Origin of the sequence: Bradyrhizobium algeriense (genome assembly GCF_003062295.1) — a bacterium.
In the GTDB taxonomy this organism is placed as follows: Bacteria; Pseudomonadota; Alphaproteobacteria; order Rhizobiales; family Xanthobacteraceae; genus Bradyrhizobium; species Bradyrhizobium algeriense.
Genome location: NZ_PYCN01000089.1, coordinates 1 through 6158, shown reverse-complemented (window position 1 = coordinate 6158; position 6158 = coordinate 1). Strand labels below are relative to the sequence as shown.

Genomic DNA, 6158 nt, shown 5'->3' with positions numbered 1-6158 from the left:
ACCACCTCTGCCGCAGCACGATGGCGCCGCGGTCATCATGACCCACGAGGTGGAACGAGTTCTTGCCGATATCGATGCCGATCACGGCGATCGCTGCGTTGAGTTTCTGAGACATGGCGTGCTCCTCGTCTTGAGCGCCCCTTGCCAGTTTCTCGTGCCGGCAGGGCCGGAGCACGGCCGGACCATTCCATTAGCGGACGCTCGGATCGCTCGAAACAGTGAGTGTCAGACGTCCAACAAAAACGTCTCAACCTCGCCGATGAACTTTGACCAGGCGGGCTCGCCCGGTATGGGGACGTGGTTCTCTGAGTCCAAGATCACGAATTTGGCATTCGGGATGGACGTGGCGATACGACGCCCCTCGTCAAACGGCGCCGCGTTGTCGTGACGGCAGTGAAGGACCACGGTTGGGGCAGATACCTTCGGCAACAGATCGAGAATGTCGATATCGTCAACGGCGTATCGGTTCATGATCGCGTTTTCGATTGATGTCGAGAGGCGCAGCAGGTTTGCGTACCACTTGATCTGCTCGACCGAAGCGCCGGGAAGAAAGACAGAGCTGAATATCCTTAGCAGAGCGGAGTTATCGTCGCCCCATCCCTGTCGCATGATGGCAATCCACGCTCTCGCGATTTCCGCCTCTCTCGCAGAGGCGCGTTTATTGCGGCCTAGCGCGAAGCCGCCGTGAAGGATCAGTTTCGACACACGTTCGGGATAGCGGGCAGCATGAGCGATGGCAGTTGCTGCTCCCTGCGATATGCCCAAGATGGCGTAACGATGCAGATGCAAAGCATCAACGACTGCGTCCAGGTCGCGCTCGAACGTTGTGAAGGAAATGTCGGTGATGTCTCGATCGGACAGCCCAAAACCTCGACCATCGTACCGAACGAGCCGGACTCGGTCGGCGAGGAAACGGCAAAGCGGTCCGCGGATAGGACTCTGCCAGTCGTGCTCGACATGGGTGGCCCAGGTGGGAATACACACAAGCGGCATGCCCTGGCCCACACATGCAACGGCGATGTTGACGCCATCTTGTGTTCGGCAGAACGTGAGGTCCTGACTAGGCGAGCCGGCCGGAGGTCGCTTGTCCAGTTCCTTGTCGGATAACTCGGCCGCGAACAGGTAGCCCCGGCGCGGGACGGTCTTGACGATCTCATGGGCATCGTCGGACAGCGCTTCGCGGATGTCCTTGATGCACTGGACGAGACAGCCATCGGATACGAACACGTTGGGCCAGGTAGCTCTGATTAGCTCTTCCTTGGAAATGAGCCTGCCAGCGTGCACAGCGAGGTAGCGTAGTACATCGAAGGACTTCGGGCGAAGTTGAAGCTCCCGCCCGCCGCGCATGACCGCGCAGCGCTGCAGGTCGAGGGCATAGCCGCTGAAGCACAGCATCCTGGGAGAGTCGGAATGCATCCTGACCTCCACCGCGACCTTCAAAATACAATCTTACCACCTTCACCGATATTTCGGTGAAATTTCATCGCGCCCTCGCTACGCCAGATGCCCGCCGTGCCAGTGTCGGCGCGCGCCCCGTCGGGTTGACCCGTTGCAAAAAGGCACCCAATACGGCGTCGCCGGACCACGATACCTGAAGGGAGGCAGCCATGAAGCTTCTGCATTCATTGGTTTGGTTTCTTGCCACTCTGGTCATGTTCGTCACGGCGGGGCCAGTTGCATTGGCGCTGGATTATCCTTTCCACACGGTTCGAATTGTCGTCGGATTCGGGCCGGGCACATCTCCGGATATTGTTGCGCGCTTGCTCGGCGATAAGCTTTTCCAGGCATGGGGGAAGCCAGTCGTGATCGAGAACACGGTCGGCGCCAACGGCAATCTTGCCGGGGAGCGAGTCGCAAGGGCTGAGCCGGACGGCCATACACTGCTGCTCGCGGCCAATCCGGTGATCGTCGTCAACCCCAGCCTGTATGAGAAGATGCCGTTCGACCCGGTCCGGGACCTCGTGCCGATCTCTCAGGTGTGTGCTTACACAAACATCCTCATTGTCAACAACGACGTGCCGGCGAAGAACGTGCAAGAGCTTGTTGCGCTTGCACGCGCGCGGCCGGGCGCACTCACCTATGGGTCCGCAGGATTTGGCTCAACGCTGCACCTCGCCGGAGAGCTGCTGAAATCGATGGCGAAAGTCGACATTCTGCACGTGCCGTATCGCGGCACCGCCTTTGGACGGGACGTGATCGCCGGACGGATCAGCATGGCGTTTGTTCCACCTACCGGCGCCTTGCCCCTCGCGCGCGACGGGAAAGTCAGGGCGCTCGCGGTGACGTCGTTGGAGCGCCATGCCGGCGCACCCGATCTCCCGACCATGGCGGAATCAGGCTTCCCTGGCTTCGATGTAACGGTGTGGTTCGGCCTGATGGCGCCTGCCAGAACTCCACCGACGATTGTCGAAAAGCTGCACCGCGAAACCGTGAGGATTCTCGCGATGCCGGAGATGCGCAAGCGATTCGATGATCTTGGAATCAAGCCGATTGGCAACTCACCCGCGGAATTCGCTGCTGTTATTGACGGCGAGATTCCGAAATGGGCCAAGCTGATTAAAGAAGCGGGTATAAAGCTGCACGATTAGATTGCGGTCCGTCACGGAACTTGTCGCCGGTACCATCGCCAAAGTGAGCGTCGAGCGGCGAGCGATGAGAAAGGAATTGAGAGGCCGCTGGGGCGCTATCGCGATAGTAGAGAAACCAGCGATGTCAGTTGATGGCAGATTTTGTTGCAAAAGTCGGCTGTGACCGATGGATGTTGGTCGGCCGTTTCACTAACGGCGATCGGCTTTGTCCGCCGGCTCCCCGGCGCTCTCTACGCAACTCTTACGCTACGCAATACACAGAGCCTGAGCGGGTGGCGGTCGCGCAACTAGCGATGCGAGCCGCCGCAGGTTCTGGGCAATGGCAGCCAGAACAAATTCGTCCTGGGCGCCTCGTGGACCACGCAGTCGAAGCCGGCCGAGCTTCAGAATGCGCTTCAAGTGCGCGAACCGCATCTCGATCTTCTTGCGTTCATGTCGCGACTGCTCAAAGCCCTCGGTGCCGGCGAGCGACCGGGCAACGTCTCGGGCGTGTTCGTGGATGTCGCGCGGGATCTTGCGTGATGGTTCTTTTGGGCAGCACTGTGGTTTGAGTGGGCATATATCGCAATCGAGCTTGCTGGCGCGATACAGAAGCGTCCTGCCCTCGTGCACGGTGCCACTCGTGCCGAGCCGCTTCCCGCCTGGGCAATGGTAAACGTCGCTCGTCGGATCATATCGAAAGTCGCTACGCGAGAAGGTGCCATCGTCCCGCTTCGATTTGTCGAACACAGGAATATGTGGCGCGATACCTTTCTCCTCGACCAGCCAGTTCAGCATCGGAGCGGCCCCGTAAGCGGTATCTCCGACAAGCCGCTCCGGCTTAAGGCCGAAGCGCTCCTCTGTTCGCTCGATCATGGTCTTTGCCGCGCCGACCTCGGCCTGCCGAATGGAGCGGGAGGCCTCGACGTCAACGATGACGCCGAACTTCACGTCGATGAGATAGTTGTCGGAATAAGCGAAGAATGCCGGTCCCTTGTGAGCGCCGGTCCACTGGGCAGCGGGATCGGAGGGCGAAACGAACTTCGGGACAACCTCGCTGGCGGCGCCCCACGCCGTATCGTCGAGAGTCGCCAGATACTCCTTAACCGCGCGGCTTGACCTCGCCGGGTCACGATCTCTGCGCCAATCCTGACCCGCGATCGAGCGCTGCTTGTTGGCGTCGGCTTGGATCAAGCTCGCATCAACGGCAAAGCCTTCGCCGCCAACCAGACCGGCCGCGATGCACGCCTCGACGACCCGTTCGAACATCTGGCGGAAAACATCTCCGTCGCGGAAACGCTCGTTGCGGGCGCGCGAAAATGCCGAATGATCCGGGATAGCGTCCTCGATTCCGAGCTTGCAGAACCAGCGATAGGCCAAGTTCACCTGCACTTCACGGCAGATCAGCCGCTCCGAGCGGATCGCAAAGACGTACCCCACGACCAGCATGCGGATCATCAGTTCCGGATCGATCGACGGGCGACCCATCGGCGAATAGTGGGGTGCTAGTTCGCTGCGAAGCCAGGACAGATCGAGAGCAGCATCGATCTTCCGCACCAGATGATCCTCGGGGACAGCGTCGCCAAGATGAAACTCGTAGAACAGTTGACCTTGGTCACTCTTCAAACGGCCCATCATAGATCGACCTCGCCGAGATTCGCGTCAACGTAACGGAATCACGGTTCGTGGCCTGCCTCAACCGACTTTTGCAACAAAATCTGCCAGAAGCGGACATTAGGCCGCATCCGTGACCTTCCCTATCCATTTTTCTTTTTGCAGAATGGCATGAGCAAAGGATCGTCACTGGGGCAGGAAATCTAATGGCAGAACAGCAAATTCGTTTCGACGATGGTGCCGCCTACGAGCAGATGATGGGAATTTGGAGCCGATCCGCTGGCGAGATATTCCTTGATTGGTTGGCGCCTCCCTTGGGTTTGCGGTGGATCGACATCGGTTGCGGCAACGGAGCGTTCACTGAACTACTGGTCGAGCGATGTAGTCCCGTGGAGGTCCAAGGGATCGATCCATCCGAAGCGCAGCTCGCGTTTGCACGAACACGACCTGCGTCGCGCTTGGCAAAGTTTCACCAAGGCGATGCCATGGCCCTCCCTTTCGCCGACAGCAGCTTCGATGCGGCTGTGATGGCACTGGTCCTTGTGTTCGTTCCAGACCCGGCTAAGGGCGTAAGAGAAATGTTTCGAGTAGTTGTCCCCGGCGGCGAAGTCGTGACCTACATGTGGGACATGTTGGGGGGCGGAAATCCGCTCGATCCAATCCACTCCGAATTGCAGGCGATGGGCATGGGGGGAACGCGCCCACCACGAATGGAGGCTTCGCGAATGGAGGCGTTGCGGGACTTGTGGATCGGCGCAGGTCTTGAGGAGGTGCAAACCCGCGAGATCACAGTGCACCGCACTTTCGCAAATTTCGATGATTTCTGGACGTCAAGTCTCAAGTCTCCCGCGCTCCAGCCTACAGTCGCAGCTATGAAATCCGGGGATGTCGAAACGCTCATCTCTCGGGTACGTGCGCGCCTGCCTGCGGATGCCGATGGTCGCATCACCGCTGGTGCGCGTGCGCATGCGATTAGGGGACACCGGCCCAAGTAGCCTATGTCAGCTAATGGAATGGTCCGGCCGTGCTCCGGCCCTGCCGGCACGAGAAACTGGCAAGGGGCGCTCAAGACGAGGAGCACGCCATGTCTCAGAAACTCAACGCAGCGATCGCCGTGATCGGCATCGATATCGGCAAGAACTCGTTCCACCTCGTGGGTCATGATGACCGCGGCACCATCGTGCTGCGGCAGAAGTGGTCACGCGGCCAGGTGGAAACGCGGCTCGCCGACCTGCCGCCGTGCTTGATCGGTATGGAAGCCTGCGTCGGCGCACATCATCTCAGTCGCAGGCTCCAAATGCTTGGCCACGACGCCCGCCTGATGCCGGCGAAGTACGTGCGCCCCTATTCGAAGGGACAGAAGAATAACTTCCGAGATGCAGAAGCCATCGCCGAGGCGGTGCAACGCCCGACCATGAAATTCGTCGCGACCAAGACCGCCGATCAGCTCGACCTTCAGGCGCTGCACCGCGTCCGCGAGCGGTTGGTCGGTCAGCGTACTGGCGTCATCAATCAGATCCGTGCGTTCCTGCTGGAGCGGGGCATCGCTGTGCGGCAAGGCCTGCATTCCCTGCGATCCGAGTTGCGGGGTATCCTCGCGACGCGCACCGATGTGCTCTCGCCTCGCATGTTGCGCATCATCGAGGATCTGGCGGAAGACTGGCGCCGGCTCGATGCGCGGATCGAGGGGCTATCTAGCGAGATCGAAACGCTGGCCCGTCAAGATCAGGCCTGCGAGCGACTGATGACGGTGCCCGGCATTGGCCCGCTTATCTCGAGCGCAATGGTGACCGCGATCGGCACCGGAGAGGTGTTCTCGAAAGGCCGCGACTTCGGCGCCTGGCTTGGATTGGTGCCGAAGCAGATCTCGACCGGCGACCGCACGATCCTCGGCAAGATATCAAGGCGCGGCAATCGCTACCTGCGCGCGCTGTTCGTGCAAGCCGCGTGGGTCGTGCTGGTGAAGGTCAAGTGTTG

At 60.1% G+C, this 6158-nt stretch carries 5 protein-coding genes and 1 pseudogene; 3 read left to right on the top strand and 3 right to left on the bottom strand.

Annotation, left to right across the window (positions count from 1 at the left end; genetic code table 11):
- Positions 1-115 (bottom strand): annotated as a pseudogene (locus tag C7G61_RS41935) (IS110 family transposase); the annotation flags it as partial.
- A gap of 110 nt (positions 116-225) precedes the next feature.
- On the bottom strand, positions 226-1416 hold the full coding sequence (locus C7G61_RS41930) for an alpha/beta hydrolase (protein ID WP_145963809.1): 1191 nt from the start codon (positions 1414-1416) through the stop codon (positions 226-228).
- Positions 1417-1607: 191 nt separating this feature from the next.
- On the opposite strand from C7G61_RS41930, the gene C7G61_RS41925 reads away from it, so the two are divergent.
- Entirely contained in the window at positions 1608-2588 is a 981-nt protein-coding gene (locus C7G61_RS41925) for a Bug family tripartite tricarboxylate transporter substrate binding protein (RefSeq protein WP_108523335.1), read from the top strand.
- Between the two features lie 246 nt (positions 2589-2834).
- On the opposite strand, the gene C7G61_RS41920 is transcribed toward C7G61_RS41925, so the two are convergent.
- The gene (locus C7G61_RS41920; protein WP_108523334.1) at positions 2835-4205 is read right to left on the bottom strand and encodes an IS1182 family transposase; all 1371 of its coding nucleotides are present in this window, start codon (positions 4203-4205) and stop codon (positions 2835-2837) included.
- Positions 4206-4387: 182 nt separating this feature from the next.
- Between C7G61_RS41920 and C7G61_RS41915 the strand changes: the two genes are divergently transcribed.
- Both C7G61_RS41915 and C7G61_RS41910 read left to right on the top strand, forming a co-directional pair.
- Positions 4388-5176: a class I SAM-dependent methyltransferase gene (locus C7G61_RS41915; protein ID WP_108523333.1), complete on the top strand. Its 789-nt coding sequence runs from the start codon at positions 4388-4390 to the stop codon at positions 5174-5176.
- Between the two features lie 89 nt (positions 5177-5265).
- A partial coding sequence (locus tag C7G61_RS41910) for an IS110 family RNA-guided transposase (protein WP_108523332.1) occupies positions 5266-6158 on the top strand: 893 nt, incomplete at its 3' end.